At 71.6% G+C, this 17,914-nt stretch carries 21 protein-coding genes; 10 read left to right on the top strand and 11 right to left on the bottom strand.

Annotation, left to right across the window (positions count from 1 at the left end; all coding sequences use genetic code 11):
- Positions 1 to 1,218: DUF1996 domain-containing protein (locus Apa02nite_RS49895; protein ID WP_203831444.1), on the top strand; the 1,218-nt coding region annotated here is incomplete at its 5' end.
- Here Apa02nite_RS49895 and Apa02nite_RS49890 read toward each other — a convergent pair.
- Positions 1,197 to 2,408 carry a WD40 repeat domain-containing protein gene (locus tag Apa02nite_RS49890; RefSeq protein WP_203831443.1) on the bottom strand — a complete coding sequence of 404 codons (1,212 nt, stop codon included), beginning with the start codon at positions 2,406 to 2,408 and terminating at the stop codon, positions 1,197 to 1,199. The two genes, Apa02nite_RS49895 and Apa02nite_RS49890, sit on opposite strands and share 22 nt — an antisense overlap.
- Before the next feature lie 237 nt (positions 2,409 to 2,645).
- Here Apa02nite_RS49890 and Apa02nite_RS49885 point away from each other — a divergent pair, with 237 nt between their 5' ends.
- Entirely contained in the window at positions 2,646 to 3,326 is a 681-nt protein-coding gene (locus Apa02nite_RS49885; protein WP_203831442.1) for a 2-phosphosulfolactate phosphatase, read from the top strand.
- Between the two features lie 3 nt (positions 3,327 to 3,329).
- On the opposite strand, the gene Apa02nite_RS49880 is transcribed toward Apa02nite_RS49885, so the two are convergent.
- From Apa02nite_RS49880 to Apa02nite_RS49870, 3 genes are all read right to left on the bottom strand, one after another.
- On the bottom strand, positions 3,330 to 4,283 hold the full coding sequence (locus Apa02nite_RS49880; protein ID WP_239165129.1) for an NADP-dependent oxidoreductase: 954 nt from the start codon (positions 4,281 to 4,283) through the stop codon (positions 3,330 to 3,332).
- A 160-nt stretch (positions 4,284 to 4,443) separates the two neighbouring features.
- On the bottom strand, positions 4,444 to 5,010 hold the full coding sequence (locus Apa02nite_RS49875; protein ID WP_203831440.1) for a Uma2 family endonuclease: 567 nt from the start codon (positions 5,008 to 5,010) through the stop codon (positions 4,444 to 4,446).
- A gap of 108 nt (positions 5,011 to 5,118) precedes the next feature.
- Positions 5,119 to 5,529, bottom strand: coding sequence for a tetratricopeptide repeat protein (locus Apa02nite_RS49870; protein WP_203831439.1), 411 nt, complete (start codon positions 5,527 to 5,529; stop codon positions 5,119 to 5,121).
- A 239-nt stretch (positions 5,530 to 5,768) separates the two neighbouring features.
- On the opposite strand from Apa02nite_RS49870, the gene Apa02nite_RS49865 reads away from it, so the two are divergent.
- Positions 5,769 to 6,137, top strand: a complete 369-nt coding sequence (locus Apa02nite_RS49865; protein ID WP_203831438.1) for a nuclear transport factor 2 family protein — start codon at positions 5,769 to 5,771, stop codon at positions 6,135 to 6,137.
- 81 nt (positions 6,138 to 6,218) lie between these two features.
- On the opposite strand, the gene Apa02nite_RS49860 is transcribed toward Apa02nite_RS49865, so the two are convergent.
- On the bottom strand, positions 6,219 to 6,680 hold the full coding sequence (locus tag Apa02nite_RS49860; RefSeq protein ID WP_067691045.1) for a MarR family winged helix-turn-helix transcriptional regulator: 462 nt from the start codon (positions 6,678 to 6,680) through the stop codon (positions 6,219 to 6,221).
- 120 nt (positions 6,681 to 6,800) lie between these two features.
- Here Apa02nite_RS49860 and Apa02nite_RS49855 point away from each other — a divergent pair, with 120 nt between their 5' ends.
- Together Apa02nite_RS49855 and Apa02nite_RS49850 are read left to right on the top strand one after the other, a co-directional pair.
- Positions 6,801 to 7,706: an NADP-dependent oxidoreductase gene (locus Apa02nite_RS49855; RefSeq protein ID WP_203831437.1), complete on the top strand. Its 906-nt coding sequence runs from the start codon at positions 6,801 to 6,803 to the stop codon at positions 7,704 to 7,706.
- 97 nt (positions 7,707 to 7,803) lie between these two features.
- The gene (locus Apa02nite_RS49850; RefSeq protein ID WP_232344156.1) at positions 7,804 to 8,322 is read left to right on the top strand and encodes a LytR C-terminal domain-containing protein; all 519 of its coding nucleotides are present in this window, start codon (positions 7,804 to 7,806) and stop codon (positions 8,320 to 8,322) included.
- A 2-nt stretch (positions 8,323 to 8,324) separates the two neighbouring features.
- Here Apa02nite_RS49850 and Apa02nite_RS49845 read toward each other — a convergent pair whose 3' ends face one another.
- Positions 8,325 to 9,065, bottom strand: a complete 741-nt coding sequence (locus Apa02nite_RS49845; RefSeq protein ID WP_203831446.1) for a serine hydrolase domain-containing protein — start codon at positions 9,063 to 9,065, stop codon at positions 8,325 to 8,327.
- Between the two features lie 36 nt (positions 9,066 to 9,101).
- A complete protein-coding gene (locus Apa02nite_RS49840; RefSeq protein WP_203831436.1) occupies positions 9,102 to 9,542 on the bottom strand; it encodes an SRPBCC family protein in 441 nt (146 codons plus the stop codon).
- Positions 9,543 to 9,598: 56 nt separating this feature from the next.
- Here Apa02nite_RS49840 and Apa02nite_RS49835 point away from each other — a divergent pair, with 56 nt between their 5' ends.
- Positions 9,599 to 10,252: a TetR/AcrR family transcriptional regulator gene (locus Apa02nite_RS49835; RefSeq protein WP_203831435.1), complete on the top strand. Its 654-nt coding sequence runs from the start codon at positions 9,599 to 9,601 to the stop codon at positions 10,250 to 10,252.
- On the opposite strand, the gene rph is transcribed toward Apa02nite_RS49835, so the two are convergent.
- Positions 10,234 to 12,708 (bottom strand): rifamycin-inactivating phosphotransferase, encoded by a 2,475-nt coding sequence (rph, locus tag Apa02nite_RS49830; RefSeq protein WP_203831434.1) that lies wholly within the window; start codon positions 12,706 to 12,708, stop codon positions 10,234 to 10,236. The two genes, Apa02nite_RS49835 and rph, sit on opposite strands and share 19 nt — an antisense overlap.
- 165 nt (positions 12,709 to 12,873) lie before the next feature.
- Here rph and Apa02nite_RS49825 point away from each other — a divergent pair, with 165 nt between their 5' ends.
- Positions 12,874 to 13,173 carry a hypothetical protein gene (locus Apa02nite_RS49825; RefSeq protein WP_067691394.1) on the top strand — a complete coding sequence of 100 codons (300 nt, stop codon included), beginning with the start codon at positions 12,874 to 12,876 and terminating at the stop codon, positions 13,171 to 13,173.
- 164 nt (positions 13,174 to 13,337) lie between these two features.
- Here the strand turns inward: Apa02nite_RS49825 and Apa02nite_RS49820 are convergent, their stop codons facing one another.
- Both Apa02nite_RS49820 and Apa02nite_RS49815 read right to left on the bottom strand, forming a co-directional pair.
- Complete coding sequence (locus Apa02nite_RS49820; protein ID WP_203831433.1) at positions 13,338 to 13,781, bottom strand: anthrone oxygenase family protein; 444 nt, start codon at positions 13,779 to 13,781, stop codon at positions 13,338 to 13,340.
- A 326-nt stretch (positions 13,782 to 14,107) separates the two neighbouring features.
- A complete protein-coding gene (locus tag Apa02nite_RS49815) occupies positions 14,108 to 14,359 on the bottom strand; it encodes a hypothetical protein (RefSeq protein ID WP_203831432.1) in 252 nt (83 codons plus the stop codon).
- A 39-nt stretch (positions 14,360 to 14,398) separates the two neighbouring features.
- On the opposite strand from Apa02nite_RS49815, the gene Apa02nite_RS49810 reads away from it, so the two are divergent.
- A complete protein-coding gene (locus tag Apa02nite_RS49810; protein WP_203831431.1) occupies positions 14,399 to 15,064 on the top strand; it encodes an HAD family hydrolase in 666 nt (221 codons plus the stop codon).
- Positions 15,065 to 15,235: 171 nt separating this feature from the next.
- Here the strand turns inward: Apa02nite_RS49810 and Apa02nite_RS49805 are convergent, their stop codons facing one another.
- Positions 15,236 to 16,144, bottom strand: coding sequence for an NmrA family NAD(P)-binding protein (locus Apa02nite_RS49805; RefSeq protein WP_203831430.1), 909 nt, complete (start codon positions 16,142 to 16,144; stop codon positions 15,236 to 15,238).
- Between the two features lie 98 nt (positions 16,145 to 16,242).
- On the opposite strand from Apa02nite_RS49805, the gene Apa02nite_RS49800 reads away from it, so the two are divergent.
- Positions 16,243 to 16,884, top strand: a complete 642-nt coding sequence (locus Apa02nite_RS49800; protein ID WP_203831429.1) for a TetR/AcrR family transcriptional regulator — start codon at positions 16,243 to 16,245, stop codon at positions 16,882 to 16,884.
- A 61-nt stretch (positions 16,885 to 16,945) separates the two neighbouring features.
- The gene (locus Apa02nite_RS49795) at positions 16,946 to 17,845 is read left to right on the top strand and encodes a LysR family transcriptional regulator (RefSeq protein WP_239165128.1); all 900 of its coding nucleotides are present in this window, start codon (positions 16,946 to 16,948) and stop codon (positions 17,843 to 17,845) included.
- Positions 17,846 to 17,914: the final 69 nt, after the last annotated feature.

Below are 17,914 nucleotides of genomic sequence, written 5' to 3'. Positions count from 1 at the left end.
TTAGCCGTGCCGTCTTCCACGTTCCGCGAGCCCGACGCCGACCCGACACGGTCGCGTCCCGGCCGGCACGCCCGGCGCCCGCGGGCCCTGGCCATCGCCGCCGCCGGGGTGGCCGTCGCCCTGATCGCCGGAGCGGCCGTGTGGGCGAGCCGGCCCGGCACCTCCCCCGCGCAGCAACCGCAGGAAGCGAGCGCGGACCGCCCGCTGTCCACCCCGTCGACCCCGGGCGCGCCGGCCACCTCCGCGGCAGCTTCCGCCTCCGCTTCCGCGACGGCGGTCAAGAAGCCCACGTCGAAGGCGGCCACGCAGCAGGCCGCCGCGCCCCAGGGCGGCTGGATCCCGGTCGATCAGGCCGCCTGGAACACCCAGCTCGCGAAGTACCAGGCCACCAAGGCCCAGGCCCCCGGCGACGCGGGCAACCTGCCGGAGTTCCGGGCCGACTGCAAGTACAGCCACCGCAAGGCCGACGACCCGATCGTCTTCCCGGGCCTGCCGGGCGCCTCGCACATGCACTCGTTCGTCGGCAACAAGGCCGTCGACGCCGCGACCACGGCCGCCGACCTGACGAAGTTCACCGCCACCACCTGCAAGCCGGCCGTCGACCACTCGGCCTACTGGGTGCCGACGCTCTACGAGGCCGCGACGAAGAAACCGGTCGAGACCACCGGGTTCCGGGTCTACTACCGCTCGATCCGCACCAATTCGACAGGCATCGTGCCGATCCCGAACGGCCTGCGGATGATCGCCGGTGACGCCAAGAAGAAGAAGCCGACCCCGCGCGGCACGCAGGGCCAGTTCTACTGCGCCTTCTACGGCCCCGGCAACATCGACGGCGACTCCCGCAGCACCAACGGCAACTGGCCGATCTGCGGCAACCCGGCCACCCTGCACTACCAGCTGCAGTTCCCGGACTGCTGGGACGGCAAGAACCTGGACAGCCCGAACCACAAGGACCACGTCGCGTTCGGCACCAACGACGGCTGCCCCGCCGCCCACCCGGTCCGCATCCCGGCCCTGACGTTCGACATCGCGTACGGCGCGAAGGGCACGAAGGCGGGCTACTACCTGTCGTCGGACCCGGACGGCAAGAGCGCCTCGTCGATGCACGGCGACGCGTTCCTGATGTGGGACGCCGCCGCGATGAACCAGCGCGTGCGCAACTGCATCGCCCAGCGCCGCACCTGCAACAACAGCGGCTACGACCCGTTCTCGTACTGATCGAATGCGGCCGGCCACGGTGTGCCGGTCCGGGCGTCCCACCGGAACACGCCCTGCTCGGTGGCGGCGTAGAGCGTGGGCCGCCCACCGACCGAGGTCGCCGCGAGGCCGGTGACCTCCTCGGGGTGTCCGTCCAGCAGCGGACCGGCCGGTTCCCCGGTCGCGGCGTCGAGCCGGTGGATCTGCCGGTGCGCGCCGACGGCCAGGATCGTGCGGCCGTCCTGCTGATAGGCGCAGACCGCCGGCGGCAGGTCGCCGTCACCGAAGGCGATCTCCGCGCCGATCTCGTCGCCGGTGGTCGCGTCGAAACGACGCAACGCGCCGCTGACGCCGATCGCCACGCAGGGCCGCCCGGCACTCTCGTAGGGGACGCGTGCCCCCTTGATCCGGTCGAGAGGCGAGCTGGCCCGCGGGACCAGCCGTGACCAGCCACGCCAACGGCGGAGCCGGGCGTGACCGGCCGCCTTCCCCAGAGCAAGGAACTCCACCTCGGGCAGTCCACGGCCCGCCGCCGCCAGCTCCGCCTTCGTGAGAATGAGCGGCCCGCCGACGTCGCCGTCGCCGTCGCGTGGCCGCGCCGGGCCGACCGGTTCCCCGGTGGCCGGGTCCCAGAACGCCGCCGGCCCACCGAAGCCGATGGTGAGCAGCAGTGACCGGCCGCCCACGGTCACCACTCGCACCCGGGCCGCCGCGCGATCGACAAAAGCGCGGGCTACGCCATGCCACCGCGGATCCCAGAACCCGCCCGGAAGCACGCCCGTGCTGATCTGCTCGACCTGCCGCAACGCCTGCCGCCGCACCCCCGGCACCACCCGGGCCGCCTCCCGCAACGCCGGCACGCTGCTCACCAGCACGGTACGCAGCTCCGCCCGGCGGGCCTGCCGCTCCTCGTCGGTCGCGCCGTCGGTCCAGCCGAAGGCGATCTCGTCGATGAGCCGCAGCGCCTGCGCACTGACCTCGTCACACGGGTGCGCGGCCGCGATCCGGGCCAGGAAGCCCACCGCGGGCACCGCCGCCGGCTGGTAGATGTTGCAGTGCTCCAGCAGCAGATCGATGTCGTCGGCGATCGGCCGGGCCCGTTCCGGTGTCGCCCGGGCCAGGCTCGCGAGGTCCGCCGCGACTGCACCACCTCGCTCGAACTCGTCCCAGGCGACGTCCTCCAGGCCGTCGAGCGGCCGCGACCAATCCATGACCTGATCTTGGCATTGGGACGACCCGAGCCGGAAGACCGTCGATCAACGGCGGCTCACCCGGCCGTGAGAACCCCGGGGCCACCGCCCGTCACGGCTCCAGGTTCCCCCTCGAACGGCACCGATCGGTGCCCGCGGCGCTACCTGGAGTCCCGCGCCGGCACCTGATCCCCCCGCCCGGGCGTGTCGCGGGAATCGCCTTGCCACGCCGGGACGGTGCACCGGAGGATCGCAGGCGTGTCGATCGTGGACAGGGATGCCGAGGTGCCGCCCGGCGCCGTCGTGGTGGTCGTCGACGTGATCCGCGCCTTCACCACGGCGGCGGTGGCCTTCGAGCGGGGCGCGACGGACATCGTCTGCGTGCCCTCGGTGGAGGCCGGCCGGGCCTTCCGGCGAGCACACCCGGATCGGCTGCTGGCCGGCGAGACGAGCGGGCTGCGGCCGGCGGATTTCGACTTCGGCAACTCGCCGGCCGAGATGGCGACGGCCCGGCTCGACGGGCGCGGGCTGATCCAGGCGACCACGAACGGCACCCGCGGGCTGGCCCGGCACCGGAACCCGGCGGCACTGCTCGCGGTGTCCGCGGCGAACGTCGGCGCCACCGCGCGCTGGATCACCCGCCGGCACCCCGGCACCCGGTACGCGATCGTCTGCACCGGGTCGACCGCCGAGGACCGGGCCTGCGCGACCTACCTGAGCGCGCTGCTGCACGGAGCCGACCCGAGCCGGGCCGACCTGGTCGCCGGCATCGTGGCCGGCGCGGCCGAGCACGCCCGTTCGTACGCCCGGAAACCCGCGTCCGGCCGCGTCGACCTGTCCGGCGACCTTCCGTACTGCTGCGACGTCGACCGGTCCGGCCTCGCCCTGGTCGGCGCGGTCGGCGCGGACCACGTCACCCTCACACCGGTGCCCGCCTGACCCTCAGACGACGGTGAGGACGAGCTTGCCCCGCAGGTGACCCTCGGCGGCCCGCTCGTGGGCCTTGGCCGCGTCGGCGAGCGGGAACGTGCTGTCGATGCGCACCCGGACGGTGCCCGCTTCGAGCAGGCGTCCCAGCTCGGCAAGCTGCGCGCCGTTCGGCTGCACCTGCAGGGCCGAGACCGTGATGTCGCGCCGGGCAGCTTCCCCGGGATCGATGGACGCGAGGAAGACCGGGAACAACGCGCCGCTTCTTTTGATCGTACGAAGGAAGCGGTGGCTGCCCGGACCACCGACGGCGTCGAGCACCAGATCGACGTCTCCCGCGACCTCCTCGGGCTTGACCGAGGTGTAGTCGATCACCTGGTCGGCGCCGAGCTCACGCAGGAACGCGTCGTGCCCGGCCGAGGCCACCGCGATCACGCGGGCGCCCCGCCACTTCGCCAGCTGCACCGCGAGGTGGCCGACCCCGCCCGCCGCGCCGTTGACGAGCACCGTCGTGCCGGCGTCGAGCGGCACCGGGCGATGCGGGGCGGCCTGGAACGGTGACGGGCGATCGTGTCCGGGATCGATCAGGAACTGCCATGCGGTGAGCCCGGCCATCGGCACCGCGGCCGCCCGCACGTGGTCGACGCCGGCCGGCTTGGGGGCGAGGTCGGCGGCGGGCGCGGTCACGTATTCGGCGTAGGCGCTGCCGATCCGCGGGAAGCGCACCATGCCGAAGACCTCGTCACCGATGGCGAAGCCGTCGACGCCGGCGGCGACCGCCTCGACGACACCGGACACGTCCGAGCCGGGGATCAGCGGCAGGTCGAACGTCGGCCGCAGCTCGGCCGGCACGTTGGTCATGCCGTCGCGCACATACCAGTCGGGGGGATTCAGGCCGACCGCGTGCACCCGGACGAGCACCTCCCCCGGCGCGGGCACCGGGACCGGGACGTCCTCGGAGCGCAGCACCGCCGGACCGCCGTGCTCGCGTCCACTGCGACCGGCGACGCCCTGGCCGGCGCCCTGACCTGGATCAGCGACCAGGACGCACTGGCCCCCCCGCGCCGACCACCTCTTCACCGTCGTCGCCGGCGCCATCCTGACCGCCCGGGAGTGATCCGGAGCGGGGTCAGATCTGACTGAGATCGATCTCGACGGCAAAGGGCGCGGCCGGCTTCACGACGCCGGCGAAGACGTCCCCGTCGCGGTAGCGGCCGGTCGCCGGGTCGAGAACATACGTATAAACGAGGGGTGCACCGGTAGCCGCCTGCTCGACACGCCAATAGAACTGGATGCCGGCCCTCGCATACTGATCCGCCTTGACGATCCGGTCGGTCGTCTCCGAACCGGGTGAGACCACCTCGACCACCAGAAGCACATGCTCGGGCCGTGTCGGCGTGACGTCGATGGTCTCCGCCCGGTACACCGTCACGTCAGGCCGACGGTTGTTCAACGGCACGTCCTGCAGCCGGACGTCGAAGTCGGTGTCAGCGTTCCAATCCGGTCCGGCCGCAGCGTCCAAGGCGTTCGCCAGAAGCCGGGCCAGGCGGTTGTGGCGCTTGGACGCACTCGGACTCACGAGGACCATCCCATCCACGATCTCGATGCCCGCACACTGCTCTTCGGTCCACGACGCGTACTGCTCGGCGGTGACCTGCTCATGCATCCAGGCCGGCGCGACCATCTCGGCAGTCATGGACACCTCCCGGAATTCGATGGGCCAGCGGCCTCAAGATACCGCGGGCCCTGGCCACGAGCTGTCCGACGGCGAGTCACCACGCGGCCCACGGCTGAACCCGCACCGTCACGCCAGCTCCTGCGCCAGCCGGGCCAGTCCGTCCCTGATCAGGCGTCCGCAGTCGTCGTCGGCGAGCGCACCGATCCCGGCACGCGCGTGCCGCAGGTGCTCGCGGGCCTGGTCGAGGTCGCCGAGCTTGCGATAGCAGTCGGCCAGGTTGAGGTGCAGCGACGGATAGAGCCCGCCCGCCGTCAGGGTCAGCCCGGCCTGCGCCATCCGGGCATCGGTAAGCCGGTCGGCGGCGGCCAGCGCCCGCTGATCCCAGGCCAGTTCCTCGCGCACGTCGTCCTGCACGTCGGCGATCGCGTGGGCGAGCACGCACACGTGCAGCGGATCGCCCCGCTCACCACCGATCTCCGCCCAGATCTCCGCGAACAGCAGCCTCGGCACCGAGCCCGTTCGCCAGGAGGAGAGCACCGGTAGTTGCTAAGACAGCCCCGAGACCACGATGACCGCTCGCCGACGCGGTTCAGCGAGCACCAGTCGTTGCTGAAACACCTGGGAGACCACGATGAGCGCTCGCCCGACCGCGCCCTCGGTGAGAGGCAGGCGCGATACCGGGCACGCGGGCGACCTGCGGCCCGGTTCGCGTGGATGACCGCAGGTGGGTGTGGCGCACCCTGCCAGATTTCCGCGCGTTCACTCAGCATCGAGGCATGGAGACGATCACTGCGGCTGCTGTCGCGGCCTGGGTCGGGCGGTATGAGCATGCCTGGCGCACCAACGACCCCACTGACATCGGCGCGCTCTTCGCCGCGGACGGTGAGTATCACGAGGAGCCCTACTCGACCCACTGGCTCGGGCGGGACGCGATCGTCGAGGGCTGGCGCGGCCGGTGGGGCTGGCAGCAGGGCGGCTGGGAGTTCACCTGGACGCTCCGCGCGATCGACGGCGCCACCGCGACGATCGACGGCACCGGGACCTATGCGGAGCTGGGCGTGTTCGACAACCAGTGGACCGTCACGTTCGACGGCGAGGGCCGCTGCACCCGCTTCCACATGATCAACAACGAGCGCGCGGGTTAGGGCCGCGATCCGCTTCCGGCAGCGCCGGGCTTACGGTCCGCGATTTTCCGGTACGACGGGAGCACCCGACCAGCGCCCCGCTCAGCTCGCGCGGGGGTCCAGCGAGCGGGCGATCTGCCCGGTGATCCCGCCGAGCTGCCGCGCCTGCTCGTCGGTCAGCCGGCCGAACAGATGCTCGCGGAGCGTCGCGTAGTACCCGGGCGCCGCCTCGGCGTACTTCCGCGAGCCCGCCGCCGTGAGCGAGGCGATCGTGTACCGGGCGTCGGCCGGGTCCGGCTCGCGGACCAGCAGGCCCTGCTTCTCCAGCCGGGCGGCGATCCGGGACAGGTGTGACGGGGTGACCCGGGACAGTTCGGCGAGCGAGCTCATCGTGTGCGGCCGGTCCTGATGCTGGGTCAGGCACCACAGGATCAGGAACTCGGCGTGGCTCAGCCCCTGCCGCTTGAGCCGGGTCTCCAGCGTCGCGGGCAGCCAGAGCAGCACCGCCAGCAGCGACTCCCAGGTCTCCGCCTGGGCCGGCGCCAATTCATGATCCGCCCCCATGGGCGCGACCGTAGCACCCGGACACTTGCCGCGGAAAGTGATCCTGGAAACGCTTGCCGTGGAAAGTAATCAACCGTAAGTTACTTTCCAGAGAAAGTGATCACCTACCGAGGAGTTCTCATGCGGGCAGCCCGCTACCACGACTACGGCACCCCCGACGTGCTCGTCATCGACGACGCCCCCGAGCCGCACGCCGCACCCGGCGAGATTCGGATCCAGGTCACGGCGGCGAGCGTCAACCCGATCGACTGGAAGCTGCGCTCCGGGGCGATCAGCGCCGTCTTCCCGGTCGAGCTGCCGGCCATCCCCGGCCGGGACGCCGCCGGCATCGTCGACGAGGTCGGCGACGGCGTGACCGGAGTGACCGTCGGTGACCGGATGTTCGGCCTCGGCGGCGTCCTGGGCGCCTCCGCGGAGTACGCCGTGCTGTCCGCCTGGGCGCCGGTGCCGCAGCAGTGGACCCTGGAACAGGCCGCCGGGGCGGGACTGGCCGTCGCCACGGCCGGGCGGGCGCTCAACGCCCTCGGCGACCTCGCCGGCCGCACGCTGCTGATCGAGGGTGCCGCGGGTGGCGTCGGCAGCGCCGCCGTGGCGATGGCCGTGGCCCGCGGTGCGACGGTCATCGGCACCGCGAGCGCCGGCAAGCACGACTTCCTGCGCAGCCTGGGTGCGCTGCCCACGACGTACGGTGAAGGGCTTGCCGATCGCGTCCGCGGTCTGGCGCCGTCCGGAGTGGACGCCGTGCTCGACGCGGCCGCCTCCGGGTCACTGGCCGACCTCGTCGCGATCGCCGGCGGGCCGGACACCGTGGTGACCGTCGCCGACGCGGCCGGCGCCCTCGCGCTCGGGGTGCGGCACCTCTACGCGGAGAACGACTCCACGGTGCTCGCCGAGGGGGCCGCCCTGGGGGAAAAGGGCGGATACACGCCACACCTGGCCGCGACGTACCCGATCGACAAGATCGCCGAGGCGCACCGGGACGCCGAACGCGGCCACACCCAAGGCAAACTCGTCGTCGTCCTCTGATCGCGGGGCGTCACCGGTTCACCGCTCGGGCTGTGACGCGCGTCGCTTCCTCGCCTCTCGAGTACACGAAATGCGATCGGCATGCGTCTAATCATGCGTGAGTTACGCGCGTATCCGGGCCTACCTAGTCATCGGCTTCCTAGCCGTCGCAGCGATCATCGTGGTGGTGGTCTCGCTGGTGCGCGACACCCAGGGGACGGCGGCAGCGGACGACTGCCCGGCCGGTGCGGTGCGGGTGAACCTCACGCTTCCCGACGAGCCGTCCGAGGTGAAGATCCGGGTGCTCAACGGGACCAAGACCGCCGGCCTGGCCGATCAGGTGACCGCCGACTTCAAGGGCCGGGGCTTCGTGGTGCAGAAGCCCGGGAAGTCCAAGACCAAGGTCAAGCAGGTCGCGGTCATCCAGTTCGGCCCGAAGACGGTCGGCGCCGCCCAGTGGATCCGGGCGTTCTTCCTCGGTCAGGCCGAGCCGGTCTTCGTGCCCACCCGCACCACCGACGTGATCGACGTCCTGGTCGGCGACCAGTACCGCCAGCTCGCCACGTTCACCGAGGTCAACCAGTCGATGGCGCAGATCAGCTCACCCTCGCTGCCGCCGGGCACCTGCACGGTCTGACCTCAGCCGCCCGCCGCGCACAGTGCGCCTTCGACGAGGGCGTCGGCGGCGTGTTGCTGGCGGACGTAGTCGTCCGGCCCGGTGCCGAGCACGCTGCTGACCGACAGAACGACGCTGCGCCGGCCGTCCGCGGTGACACCGTTGTCGGTGAGGTAGCCGCCCCAGCCGCCGGGATGGCTCCAGTACGTGCCGCCGCAGGGCAGCGGGCGCTGGAAGATGCCGAGGCCGTACCGGGCGCCGGGCAGCAGGGCCGCCAGCTCGGGGGCGACCGGGACGGTGCGGGTCATCTCGGCGAGCTGCGCCGGGGGCAACAACCGGCCGCTGAACAGCGTACGGAAAAAGGTGTTGAGGTCCTGGGTCGTGGAGATGATCGCTGAGCCGGGGTCGGGGATGATCTGCTCGGTGACGTCGATCGGCGGGCCCGCCTCGAACGGCTGGTACGCCCGGGCGTGCGGGCCCGGTATCGCGGGCGAGTCCCCCGGCCAGGACGTCCCGGTGAGCCCGAGCGGCCCGACGATCCGCCGCCGCACCGCGTCCCACCAGTGCCGGCCGGTGACCCGCTCGATGATCATGTCGAGCAGGACGTGCCCGGTGTTCGAGTAGTGCCACCCGGCGGCGGGCGGGTTCGCCAGCGCCCGCGCCACCAGCTGCTCCGGCGAGTAGACGTCGTAGCGATGGCGCTGGAAGTCGGCCTCGGTAGCGTAGTCCGGGATGTCGTCCTGCAGGCCACTGGTGTGCTGCAGATCCCGCTGGCCCCCGGAAACGAGGTACCGCTGGCCTCAGTGGACGGTGCCGGTGGCGAGCACCTCGGGCACGCCGACGCGGAGCATTCTGCGGCGCACGCTGCCGAGCAGCCGGGACATCATGAAGCCGCCGGCGCCGCGGAACCCGGTGTGCTCCCAGGTGAACCGGGTGCCGCCGGTGATCGGCTCGAGCCGGTACGTCACCCAGGTCGGCTCGCCGCCCTCGTCACCGACCCACGAGTACCGCAGCAACGCCGGCGCCTCGACCTCCAGGACCTCGCAGTCGACGATGCCGCGCCAGCCCGGCGCCGGCTTGGCCACGAACCGGAACCGCGTGCCCACCACCAGCGCGAACCCCTCCGGCCGCCCGCCCTGGCCGGTCGTGGTCCAGCGCGCCATCAGCTCGGGCTCGGTGAAGACCGCCCAGACCTGCTCGATCGGGTACGGGTACTCGCGGACGACTCGGTATGCGCTCATGCCGGGAACCATAATTACAGCGACTGTAATTTTCAAGTGGCTGTAAGATCGTACGCATGGTGGAGGGTCTTCGGGCGAGCAAGAAACGGCTGACGCGCCAGCAGTTGTCGGACACCGCCGCCGCGCTGTTTCTGGAGCGCGGCTTCGACGGCGTGCGGATCACCGAGGTGGCGGAGCGGTGCGGCGTGTCCGAGAAGACCGTCTACAACTACTTCCCCAGCAAGGAAGCGCTGGTCATGGACCGCTTGTCGGGCACGGCCACATCACTCCAGGAAGCTTTTTCGGTACGCGGTGAGCACCCGCTCGACACCTGCCTGCGCCTGCTGGCCACCGAGCGGGACGGGGTCGTTTCCGGTCTCGAGGCGGGCGGCGCTCCTGCCCTGGCCGGGTTCCGGCGCTTCGGTGACCTGATCCGCGCCACCCCGTCGCTGCGCGCCTACCAGAGCGAGATGATCGAGCGCCTGGTCGTCATCGCCGCCGAGGGCCTGCGTGCCTGGGCCGGGCGCCCGGACGACGACCCGCCGGCCGACGTCGCCGCACAGACCCTGATCAGCCTGTGGCGGGTGCAGTTCACCAGCCTGCGCCGGCACACCGCGTCGGCCACCGACCCGGCCCGCCTGCGCGCCCAGGTCACCGCGGACGTGACAGCGGCCGCCGCCGTCGTCCGGGTGACCCTCGACCACCTGACGGCTCAGAGCAGCTCGACGTAGCCGTCGGTGCCGTGCACCCGGATCTGCTGACCGTCGCTGATCAGGGTGGTGGCGTTCTCGACGCCGACCACGGCGGGCAGGCCGTACTCGCGGGCGATCACCGCGCCGTGGGTCATCTGGCCGCCGACCTCGGTCACCAGGCCACTGACCGCGACGAAGGCCGGCGTCCAGCTCGGATCGGTGTACGCGGTGACCAGGATGTCGCCCGGCGCCAGGTCAGCGTCGGCCAGGTCGTGCAGCACCCGGGCCCGGCCCTCGACGACGCCCACCGAGACCGGCAGCCCGGCCAGCGCGCCGGACGGCAGGTCGTCGCGCCGGTACGCGCCGGTGACCGCCTCGCCCTCCGAGGTGAGCACCCGGGGCGGGACGAGAGTGCGGAACGACGCGAACGCCGCCTTGCGCTCGTCGATCAGCCGGTCGTCGGCACGCTGTGTACGTACCACATCTTGCAGCTCTTCCAAGGTCAGGAAGTAGATGTCCTCGGCGTCGCCGAGCACCCCGGCCGCCACCAGGCGTTCGGCCTCCGCGAGCAGGGCACGCTTGTAGACGAAGTAGCGGGCGATCATGTTGTACTTCGGATACTCCCGGTAACCGATGAAGGTCCGGACCCGGTCGATCACCTGCTTCGTCTCGGCCGCCTTGGCCGCGCCGTCGCCAGGCAGTGAGCGCAGCCGGGCCAGCACCTCGCGCTCCTTGCGCAGCGCGTCCTGCCGGCCCTGCTCGAAGCGCCGTTCCCGCGCGCCCAGTTCCGCGTTGCGGACGTTGCTGAGGATCATCGGCACGATCGCGGCGGGGTGCTCGCTCCACCGCGGCCGGGTGATGTCGATCTCGCCGACGCAGCGCATGCCGTACCGCTCGAGGTAGGCCTCGATCACGGCGCGCGCTTCGCGCCCGCCGGGCAGCTCCGGCAGCCGGTCCAGGAAGTCGTCCCCCTCCAGGTTCCGCAGGAAGGAAACCACTTCAGGGTACGGACGGACGGCGTCCGCGACGTCCAGCAGCGCCATCCCCATCTCCGAGGTGACGTTGTCGGGGGCCGACTGGGTGAGCGTGTCGGCCGCGTTCGTCTCACCCAGCCAGCTCTCCAGGTGCTCGTTGAGCCACCACGTGCCGTCGATCCCCGCCATGATCGCCTGCAGGTTCCGTGGACCGAAAAGGATCTGCCGGATCCGCCCGATGTCGGCCACCACGAAATCGATCAGTTCCGGACCGGTCAGCGGCGCGATGTCGCGCTTCAGCGTCACGAGAGCCGCCTCCCGCTCCGCGATCAGCTCGGTGACCACGGCGCGATCCGTCGCGATCGGCGCCGGCGGGGTGCCACCCGGGGCGGCCAGGGGTTCCTCCGGCTGCACCGGGACGAAGTCCTTGCGGTCGACGACGTTCTGCATCGCGTCACCCATCAACGGGTCCGAGCGGCTCATCATCGGCAGCAGCGCCGCGCGGGCGCCCGGCGACGCCAGACGCGCGGTGACGTCGACGAACAGGCGCCCGCCCGCGTCGACCATGTGCCCCGGCGAGGTCGCCTTCCACACCGACAGGCCCAGGGGCCGCATCGCCTCGGTCATCATCTGCTGGTGACCGACCGAGACGTACACCCGGTTCCGGTCGTCGGGGGCCGGCGGGACCGGGAACAGCGTGGTGATCGGCCGGCTCTGCACGATCGCGAACCCGTCGTCGTCCAGGCACCACTCGATGTCCTGCGGGCTGCCGAAATGCTCCTCGACGCGCCGGGCGAGGGCGGCCAGTCGTACGATCTCGGGGGTTGTCAGCACCGGCAGACCCTGCCGGTCCGGAGCGATCTCGTGGCGCGCGGTCCCGCCGCCGGGCGTGGCGTGGACGGCGAGCCGTTTGACCCCGACCGTCTCCGCGATCACGGCGCCGTCGCGCACCTGGTAGACATCCGCGTTCACCAGGCCCGACACCAGCGCCTCACCCAGACCGAAGCCGGCCTCGATCGAGGTCACCTTGCGGTTCCCGGTGACCGGGTCCGCGGTGAAGGCGATGCCCGACGCCCGAGGAAAAACCATTTCCTGTACGACCACGGCCATCCGCACCGCGTCCCGCTCGAGCCCGTGGCGCAGCCGGTACGCGACGGCCCGCTCGGTGAACAGCGACGCCCAGCACCGGCGCACGTGCTCGAGCACGGCCGCCGCCCCGATCACGTTGAGGTACGTGTCGTGCTGCCCGGCGAACGACGCCCCCGCCGCATCTTCCGCGGTCGCACTGGAGCGAACGGCGTAGGCGGTGTCCCCGCGGACCGCCTCGGAAATCTCCGCGACGACCCCCTCTTCTCTCCACGTGGGCAGGACCGGGTCGAACGCGGCGGTCGTGACGCAGAACCCGGCCGGGACCCGGATGCCGTCGATGCGCGACAGCTCCCCCAGCTGGGCGCCTTTACCGCCGACCAGCTCGACCGCGGTCCGGTCGACCTCGAACAGGTTCACGACTGAGCGGGTCACCGCTCACCGTCCTCTCGCATCGGCGCTGTCACCGGCCGATTCTGCGGGGTGACCAGGGCCTTGCGGCAAGCCCCTGTGTCCGATATAGCTTGTAACTGGAAGGGTATGACCAGCGGCCCCGATCGCCTGCGGGGATCGGCCGGTTACCATCGGCGGGTGCAGACGATGGACCCGACGCGGTCGCTGAAGTGGTACGCGGGCCTCGCCGCGGTGTTCTTCGGCATCCTCCCGACCACGATGGTCGCCCTGCTGGTCGCGACCGGCAAAACCCCGAACTCGGTCGGCCTGCTGCTGATCGGCGGCGTCCCGCTGCTGCTGGTCGGCCTGACCAACGTGGTGCAGGGCTTCCTGGCCCCCGACCCGGAGCGCGCGGCGCAGCTGCTGCGCCGGGGAATGGCCTTCATCGCCGGCGCCGACGTCCTCCTGCTGGGCGGCAACGCCCTGCTCCGCGCGACCGCCGGCTAGCCACTTCCGCGGGTCGCGGCGCATTGCCGGCTTGTTGTCGGCAGCGCATTGCCGGGCCGCGGCTCAGCGAGCAGCGGCACGTTGCCGGGCCGCGGCTCAGCGAGCAGCGGCACGTTGCCGGGATCGCGGCTCAGCGAGCAACGGCGCAATGTCGGCGCCGCAGCTCAGTGGGCGGCGGCCAGCAGCGCGAACGCGGCGATGATGACGGCGACGCGACCGTAGTGGAAGCGGTCCCAGCGGTTGATCTGCTGCTTCCAGTCGGCGGGCCGGTTTTCCGGCGTCCACGTCTTGCTCCGGTTGTTGATCGGAACGAGCAGCAGGATCGACATGATCACGCTGAGGACCAGCAGTGCGCCGGCGGTGACGACGAGACCGGCGCCGGGATCGCGCCAGCCGGTGACGGCCCAGACCGCGACGAGGACGAGCGAGCCGATGTACCAGACCGGCATCACGGCGCCGAGCATCCGGCCGCCGTGGGCACGGCCGAGCTGTCCGCTGTCGTCCGGAAGGCCGTCAAGGATCCGGTTGAGCACGAAGGCGACGGCGAACTCCACGCCCACCATCACGCCGACAACCACGACGGTGAACACCTCGAGCGCGTTGAGCACCACGACCACCCCAAAATCTAGCGCCGACACCTGACAGAGCAACGCTAGATCTAACAACGCTCGTTTGTCTAGCGATGCTAGATAGATAAGTTGACTATGCCGACCGCGCTCAACCCGGGCCGCAATGACCATGAGGCGACCAGCGGCTAGATGGTCAGGCGGTTGTGCTGTCCGGCACGGCCCCGCTGATTTCGTGAGCCCTTCGCACCTGGTCCGAGTGCCGCAGGAACTGCGCACGGCCGAGTTCTCGCACACCGCTCTCGCGATACAGCGATGCGATCAGGGATGCCTGATCAGGGCGGGGCTCTTCGCGGTCACGATATCGATCAGCGTCCGGAGAAACGCGGCGGCGGCACCGACCAGATCGACGTACGAAATCTGGCCCTGACCGTGAGCACAGTCGCCCGCAGCGTCACCACGTACCCGTCGAGCGCCAGCTTGACGACATCGGAACAACCGTTCACGAAGGAGAGGCCGCCGGAGCCGTCCAGCGGCAGCAGCCAGAGCTGGAACCGGTGGGCCAGAGCGAAGCAAGGGCTCGCGAACGCGGTCCCTTCGGCAATCGCCGAGCTGCGCACGGCTTGGGAGACCGGCAGCGCCGGCCGTACGGTCGGCTGATGATCGGCGCGGTGTTCTTCGACGTGGGCGGGACGGTCCTGGACGAGTCGCGGGAGTTCGCCGGCTGGGCGGACTGGCTCGGCGTGCCACGGCACACGTTCTCGGCGGTGTTCGGATCGGTGATCGCCCGCGGGCTGGACTACCAGGAGACGTTCCGGACGTTCCGGCCCGATTTTGATCTCGCACTGGAGACGGAGCGCCGGGTGGCGGCCGGGCAGCCGGAGTCGTTCGGCGAACAGGACCTCTATCCGGACGCGCGGGCGTGCCTGACCGCGCTGCAGGCTCAGGGCCTGCTGGTGGGCCTGGCCGGCAACCAGCCCGCGCACGCCGAGCCGATCCTGCGCGCCCTCGACCTCCCGGTGGACGTGATCGGCACGTCGCACGGGTGGGGCGCGCAGAAGCCGTCGCCGGCCTTTTTTGATCGGGTCATCCGTGCGGCGGGCCGCGACCCGTCGACGATCCTCTACGTCGGCGACCGGCCCGACAACGACGCCCGCCCGGCCATGGACGCCGGCATGCAGGCGTGCCTGATCCGGCGCGGTCCGTGGGCACACATCCTCGACCTGCCCGCCGTGGCGGAGCAGTGCCTGTTCCGCATCGACGCCCTCGACGAACTCCCGCGCCTGGTCGCGGAGCACAACGCGGCCGGCCGCCAGTCCGCCTGACCTGAGTCGCCGACGGTGGGCGCCGGCCGCGCGATGCGAACCCGGCTGGCGCTGAGCGTCGCCTCACGACCGCTGACACAGCCCTCAGCACCAGCCGACCAGCCTCGGCGGGCGGCCTCGGCGGGCGGCCTCGGCTGGTGCTGAGGGCCCTCAGCGCCAGCCGGGATCGGGTCAGCGCATGTGGGTGCGGGCCCACGCCTCGAACGAGGTGAGCGGAATGCCCAGGGCGCGGGCGAACTCCGGGCGGGCCGGCTGGCCGGCGACGTTCATCAGCTCCATCGGGAGACCCGCGTAGGGCGGCATTCCGGCCGCGAGCGCCTGCTCCTCCGTCATGTCCGGTGCGGTGAGCGGGACCCCGAGCGCGTCGGACAACACCTGGGCAATCGCGGTCATCGGCAGGTAGTCACTGGCCAACTCCAGCTCGACCTCGTGGAAGCGCTGCGGGTCCGCGACAGCGGCGGCGACCGCGGCGCCGATGTCCTGGACCGCGACCAGGGACAGCCACGTCGACGGTTTGACGACCGTCACGAGGCCGCCCGCCACGCCGCGCGGGAACAGATAGGCCGCCGAGAGCAGGAAGTTCTCCATGAAGAAGCCCGGTTTGACGATCGTCCACCGAGCAAAACCCGCTTTTTGTACGACGTGCTCGATGCCGGACTTCGTGTCGTAGTAGGGCTCCAGCGGCGTCCAGCGGCCGGACTCCCGGCCGGGTGCCGTGGCGAGCCGATCCGAACCGGACACTGAGGTGTGCACGAGCTGCGGCACCCCGGCGGCGTGGGCCGCCTCGATCAGGTTTTCCGCCTGGCGGAGTTCGCCGGCGAAGTCGTAGGCGCCGTCCTTGACCGGGGCCATCTGGACCGAGAACACGGTTCGTGCGCCGTCGACCGCCCCGCGCAGCGACGCAGGATCGTTCAGGTCGCCGGTGACCAGCTCGACACCGAGGGCGGCGACTGCTCTCGCCCGGTCGGTGGCCGGGTCGCGGACCAATGCTCGTACCGGAAAATCTGCCGCAAGCAAGGAGCGGACCGCGGCGCCGCCCTGTTTTCCGGTGGCGCCGACGACCAGAACGGGATCGGACATCTTCTTCTCCTTCGCGACCGAGCTAAACGGCGCGGTCCGCCGTTTCCTGAAGGGTACGATACGGCGGACCCCGCCACTTAACCACCGTGAGGGGAGCGATGGCCGGCCAGCGCGCGGACGCCCGCCGCAACTACGAGTTGCTGCTGGCCGTGGCCAAGCAGGCCGTCGCCGAGCAGGGCACCGACGCGTCGCTCGAACAGATCGCGCGCACCGCCGGCGTCGGGTCCGGCACCGTGCGCCGGCACTTCCCGACCCGCCATGACCTGCTGGAAGCGGTGTTCCGCAAGCAGATCGACGAGCTGTCCGAGCAGGCGGCGAGCCTGGCCGGGCACCCGGACAGCCGCACCGCGCTGCTGGAGTGGCTCGGCTCGGTGCTGACCTTCGGCGCGACCACCCGCGGCCTGGCCGAGGCCCTGAACCGCGACCACATCGCCGCGGCCGGCGCCACCACCCGCGGCCGATACCAGCCCGCCTCGCCCAGCGCCACCACTCACGGCCGCGACCACCCCGGCGGGCCGGGCGAGGGCCATGAGCACTGCGCGACCGCACGGCTGACCGAGGCCGGCGAGCCGCTGGTGCGCCGCGCGGCCGCCGACGGCATGGTGACCCCCGGTGTCACGATCACCGACCTGCTCAACCTGATCACCGGGATCGCGCTGGCCACCGAGCACCACCCGGACGGCGCCGCGGAGGCGAGTCGACTGCTCGGCTTGACCGTCGCGGGAGTGAGCCCGCGCTGAGCAGCGCCCTCGCGCGTTCGCTGGCGTCGGCCGGCCCTGACAAGCAGGAAAGGCATCCGCCGTGCGGCTGGAGCAGCTCGAATATCTGGCAGCCGTGACGCAGCACGGGTCACTGCGGCGTGCCGCCGAGCACCTGCACGTGTCGCAGTCCGCGCTCAGCGAGGGCATCAGCAGCCTGGAGCGCGAGCTGGGCGTCCCGCTGCTGGAACGGCACCGGGCCGGCGCCCGGGTCAGCCGGGAAGGCCGGGACCTGCTGCCGCTGATGGCCGAGATCCTGGCCGGGGTGGCGCAGCTGAAGAACGCGGCGCGCGATCACGCCCGGACGATCCGCACCATCCGGGTCGGCACGGTCAACGCCGGTACGTCGGCGCTGCTGGTGCCGGCCGTGCGCGAGTTCGGCGCCGGGCACCCGAACACCACCGTCGACGTGGCCGCGATGCTGCAGGGCGAGATCCAGGAAGCACTGCTGGAGAGCCGGCTCGACGTGGGCCTGGTGAACGTCTTCCCGGACGACCCGATCCCGTCGACGCTGGAGCGGACCGTGCTGCTTCGCGGGCGGCCGGTGGTGTGCTGCCGCGCCGACGACCCCCTCGCCGCGCTCGACGTGATCAGTGTCGAGGAGTTGCGGGCGCGGCCGTTCGTGGCGATGCGGCCGGGGTATCTGATGCACCGGCTCGCGCAGCGGTTGTTCGGCGACACTCCCCCGCCGGAGACGTTCTCCACCGACGGCGCCGAGATGGGCAAGGTGCTCGTCGCGAACGGGACCGGGCCGACGATCCTGCCGGACTACAGCGTGGTGGGTGACCCGCTGGAGCAGGCCGGGGTGATCACTACGCGACCGTTGGCGGAGCCGGTGCCGCCGGTCACGATGTTGCTGCTGCGCCGCCGGTTCGACCGGGTGCCCCCGGTGATCCACGACTTCGAGCAAACGATCATCCGGCTGGCCGGCGCGACGCGCTGACGAGTGCCGCACTGGCGGACCCTGGCTGGTCGTCAGGGGTGCCTCCGCCACCCGGAGGCACCCCTGACG

Source organism: Actinoplanes palleronii (genome assembly GCF_016862315.1).
Taxonomy (GTDB): domain Bacteria; phylum Actinomycetota; class Actinomycetes; order Mycobacteriales; family Micromonosporaceae; genus Actinoplanes; species Actinoplanes palleronii.
The sequence above is the reverse complement of the archived record's forward strand: the minus strand, read 5'-3'. Positions and strand labels throughout refer to the sequence as shown.

Bases quoted from the DNA above. Each gene is read 5' to 3' on its own strand.
- Apa02nite_RS49860 (WP_067691045.1), bottom strand. From the start codon at position 6,680: ATGGGGGCGGATCATGAATTGGCGCCGGCCCAGGCGGAGACCTGGGAG.
- Apa02nite_RS49835 (WP_203831435.1), top strand. From the start codon at position 9,599: ATGGTGGAGGGTCTTCGGGCGAGCAAGAAACGGCTGACGCGCCAGCAG.
- Apa02nite_RS49805 (WP_203831430.1), bottom strand. From the start codon at position 16,144: ATGTCCGATCCCGTTCTGGTCGTCGGCGCCACCGGAAAACAGGGCGGC.
- Apa02nite_RS49840 (WP_203831436.1), bottom strand. From the start codon at position 9,542: ATGAGCGCATACCGAGTCGTCCGCGAGTACCCGTACCCGATCGAGCAG.
- Apa02nite_RS49800 (WP_203831429.1), top strand. From the start codon at position 16,243: ATGGCCGGCCAGCGCGCGGACGCCCGCCGCAACTACGAGTTGCTGCTG.
- Apa02nite_RS49855 (WP_203831437.1), top strand. From the start codon at position 6,801: ATGCGGGCAGCCCGCTACCACGACTACGGCACCCCCGACGTGCTCGTC.
- Apa02nite_RS49810 (WP_203831431.1), top strand. From the start codon at position 14,399: ATGATCGGCGCGGTGTTCTTCGACGTGGGCGGGACGGTCCTGGACGAG.
- Apa02nite_RS49825 (WP_067691394.1), top strand. From the start codon at position 12,874: ATGGACCCGACGCGGTCGCTGAAGTGGTACGCGGGCCTCGCCGCGGTG.
- Apa02nite_RS49865 (WP_203831438.1), top strand. From the start codon at position 5,769: ATGGAGACGATCACTGCGGCTGCTGTCGCGGCCTGGGTCGGGCGGTAT.
- Apa02nite_RS49875 (WP_203831440.1), bottom strand. From the start codon at position 5,010: ATGACTGCCGAGATGGTCGCGCCGGCCTGGATGCATGAGCAGGTCACC.
- Apa02nite_RS49890 (WP_203831443.1), bottom strand. From the start codon at position 2,408: ATGGATTGGTCGCGGCCGCTCGACGGCCTGGAGGACGTCGCCTGGGAC.